Consider the following 3,342-nt stretch of genomic DNA (forward strand, 5'->3'; position numbering starts at 1 on the left):
GGCGGCACCGGCACCGGCGGGGCGCCCGTCGTCGCCAGCATCGCCCGCAAGCTGGGGGCGTTGACCGTCGGCGTGGTCACCCGGCCGTTCTCGTTCGAGGGCAAGCGCCGCGGCACGCAGGCCGAAGCTGGCATAACCACGCTGCGGGAGAGCTGCGACACCCTCATCGTGATCCCCAACGACCGGCTGCTGCAGATGGGGGATGCCGCGGTATCCCTGATGGACGCGTTCCGCAGCGCCGACGAGGTGCTGCTCAACGGCGTGCAGGGCATCACCGACCTGATCACCACCCCGGGGCTGATCAACGTCGACTTCGCCGACGTCAAGGGCATCATGTCCGGCGCCGGCACCGCGCTGATGGGCATCGGCTCGGCCCGCGGCGAGGGTCGGGCGCTCAAGGCCGCCGAGATCGCGATTAACTCGCCGCTGCTGGAACAATCCATGGAGGGCGCGCAGGGCGTGCTGATGTCCATCGCCGGCGGCAGCGACCTGGGCCTGTTCGAGATCAACGAGGCGGCCTCGCTGGTGCAGGACGCCGCCCATCAGGACGCCAACATCATTTTCGGCACCGTCATCGACGACTCGCTGGGCGACGAGGTGCGGGTCACCGTCATCGCGGCGGGCTTTGAAGCCAGCGGACCCGGCCGCAAGCCCGTTATCGGGGGGATTGCCGGAGAAAAAGGTGGCGCTCATCGAATCGAGTCGGCGAAGGCCGGCAAGCTCACCTCGGCGCTGTTCGAGCCCGTCGACGCCGTCAGCGTGCCGGTGCACACCAATGGTTCGACGCTGAGCATCGGCGGCGACGACGACGATGTCGACGTGCCGCCGTTCATGCGACGCTGAGGTAGACATCGATGCGTGGCGAGACGCCGACCCTGGCCGGACGTCGGAGCCGCCATGCTCACACTGGACTCTCGGATACTGGTCATGTGAGCGTTCGTATCCGGCGGGTGACCACCACACGCGCGGGCGGGGTCTCGTCGCCACCGTTCGACACCTTCAACCTGGGCGACCATGTCGGTGACGACCCGGCGGCGGTGGCCGCCAACCGGACCCGGCTGGCCGCCGCCATCGGCCTGGGCGCCGGCCGGGTGGTGTGGATGAACCAAGTCCACGGTGATCGAGTCGAGATGGTCGACAGGCCGCGTGAGGCGGCGGTCGAAGACGCCGACGCGCTGGTGACCGGCACACCCCGATTGGCGCTGGCGGTGGTGACCGCCGACTGCGTGCCGGTGCTGATGGCCGACGCGCGCGCCGGTGTGATCGCGGCGGTGCACGCCGGCAGGGTCGGCGCCCAGCGTGGCGTGGTGGCTCGCGCGGTGGAGGCGATGCTGGAGCGGGGCGCGCTGGCCGGCGATATCTCGGCCCTGCTCGGCCCCGCGGTCAGCGGTCGTAACTACGAAGTGCCCGCGGCGATGGCCGACGAGGTCGAGGCGGCGTTGCCCGGCAGCCGCACCACTACCGCGGCCGGCACTCCCGGACTCGACCTCCGGGCCGGAATCGCTTGCCAGCTCCGGGATTTGGGCGTCACGTCAATCGACATCGATCCACGCTGCACGGTGGCCGACTCGACACTGTTCAGTCATCGCCGGGATGCGCCGACCGGGCGGCTGGCGTCGCTGGTGTGGATGGAGTGACCGACATGGCGGTGGAGACGCCGACCCCTGGACACCGAGAAAACCGCGAATCGGAATTGACACATGCGTTGGCGGCTGTCCGATCGCGCCTTGCGGCTGCCGCTGAAGCGGCGGGCCGCAATGTTGGCGAAATTGAACTTCTACCCATTACCAAATTCTTCCCAGCAACCGATGTCGCGATTTTGTCCCGATTGGGTTGTCGGTCCGTTGGCGAATCTCGGGATCAGGAAGCTTCGGCGAAGGTCGCCGAAGTTGCACGGTTGGCAAGTAGTTCCGCCCGGGCGGACTTAGCCGAAATCCACTGGCACATGGTCGGCCGGATCCAGCGGAACAAAGCACGGTCGCTGGCCCACTGGGCGCACACCGCCCACTCGGTTGACAGCCCGCGGCTGGTGACCGCGCTCGACCGGGCGGTATCGGCGGCACTGGCCGAGGGCCGCCGGCAGGGGCCGCTGCGGGTCTACGTCGAGGTCAGCCTGAACGGCGATGTGTCTCGCGGCGGCGTCGACATCACCGCACCCGGGGCGGTCGACCAGGTCTGCGCGCAGGTGGAGGAGTCAAAAAGCCTGGAACTGGTCGGGTTGATGGGTATCCCGCCGCTGGACCGGGCCCCCGACGAGGCGTTCGACCGGCTGCAATCGGAACACCACCGGGTGCTCGAATCCCACCCGAACGCGGTGGGTCTGTCCGCCGGCATGTCCAGCGATTTCGAGATCGCCGTAAAACATGGTTCGACGTGTGTGCGTGTCGGTACCGCGCTATTGGGCGCGCGGCGGCTACCGTCACCGTGAGTAGTCACTGTAGTCACACCTTCATCACAGACACCAAAACTCCCAGGGGCTAGAAGGGGTTACGCAATGAGCACACTGCACAAGGTCAAGGCCTACTTCGGTATGGCTCCCATGGAGGACTACGACGACGAGTATTACGACGACCGCGCACCCTCCCGCGGTTTCCCGCGTCCCCGGTTCGACGACGGGTACGGCCGCTACGACGGGCGCGACTACGACGACCCACGCGGCGAGCCGGCCGACTACCCGCCGTCCAGCGGTTATCGCGGCGGCTACGGGGAGGAGCCCCGTTACAGTCCCCACCCGCGCGAGTTCGACCGGTCGGAGATGAGCCGCCCGCGCCTCGGGTCGTGGTTGCGCAACTCCACCCGCGGCGCGCTGGCGATGGATCCACGCCGGATGGCAATGCTCTTCGAGGAGGGCAGCCCGCTGTCGAAGATCACCACGTTGCGGCCCAAGGACTACAGCGAGGCGCGCACCATCGGCGAGCGTTTCCGCGACGGCACCCCGGTCATCATGGATCTGGTGTCGATGGACAACGCCGACGCGAAACGGCTGGTCGACTTCGCCGCCGGCTTGGCCTTCGCGTTGCGCGGCTCGTTCGACAAGGTCGCGACCAAGGTGTTCTTGCTCTCGCCCGCCGACGTCGATGTGTCTCCGGAGGAGCGTCGCCGGATCGCCGAAACCGGTTTTTACGCTTACCAATAGACACATCTGTCCCGTTGCATAGCGGGCCGGCACCTGCCCTGCTCGTGATGCGGCTCACGTGAGATGTGTGCCTCTATCCCCGAGTCGGTACGCTGGCGATCGCCGCCCGTTACGGGCGGCCACGGGAATCTTTGCACATCTCATCGGTAAGGTCGGGGCTTCGGAGTTGGCGCTGTTCTTTCAGATCCTTGGGTTTGCGCTGTTCA

4 protein-coding genes are annotated in these 3,342 nt (G+C 67.4%); all 4 read left to right on the top strand.

Annotated features, from left to right (window positions below; translation table 11 throughout):
* The coding region (locus ACLP4W_RS20530) for a cell division protein FtsZ (RefSeq protein ID WP_442389080.1) at positions 1 to 843 on the top strand (843 nt) is incomplete at its 5' end.
* Between the two features lie 86 nt (positions 844 to 929).
* A complete protein-coding gene (pgeF, locus tag ACLP4W_RS20535; RefSeq protein WP_442389082.1) occupies positions 930 to 1,637 on the top strand; it encodes a peptidoglycan editing factor PgeF in 708 nt (235 codons plus the stop codon).
* Positions 1,638 to 1,642: 5 nt separating this feature from the next.
* On the top strand, positions 1,643 to 2,428 hold the full coding sequence (locus ACLP4W_RS20540) for a YggS family pyridoxal phosphate-dependent enzyme (protein ID WP_442389085.1): 786 nt from the start codon (positions 1,643 to 1,645) through the stop codon (positions 2,426 to 2,428).
* A gap of 66 nt (positions 2,429 to 2,494) precedes the next feature.
* The gene (locus ACLP4W_RS20545; protein ID WP_442389084.1) at positions 2,495 to 3,136 is read left to right on the top strand and encodes a cell division protein SepF; all 642 of its coding nucleotides are present in this window, start codon (positions 2,495 to 2,497) and stop codon (positions 3,134 to 3,136) included.
* Positions 3,137 to 3,342 lie beyond the last annotated feature (206 nt).

Source organism: Mycobacterium sp., from assembly GCF_052145595.1.
In the GTDB taxonomy this organism is placed as follows: Bacteria; Actinomycetota; Actinomycetes; order Mycobacteriales; family Mycobacteriaceae; genus Mycobacterium.

Excerpts from the sequence above, each read along its gene's own strand:
- ACLP4W_RS20540 (WP_442389085.1), top strand. The coding sequence starts at position 1,643 with ATGGCGGTGGAGACGCCGACCCCTGGACACCGAGAAAACCGCGAATCG.
- ACLP4W_RS20545 (WP_442389084.1), top strand. The coding sequence starts at position 2,495 with ATGAGCACACTGCACAAGGTCAAGGCCTACTTCGGTATGGCTCCCATG.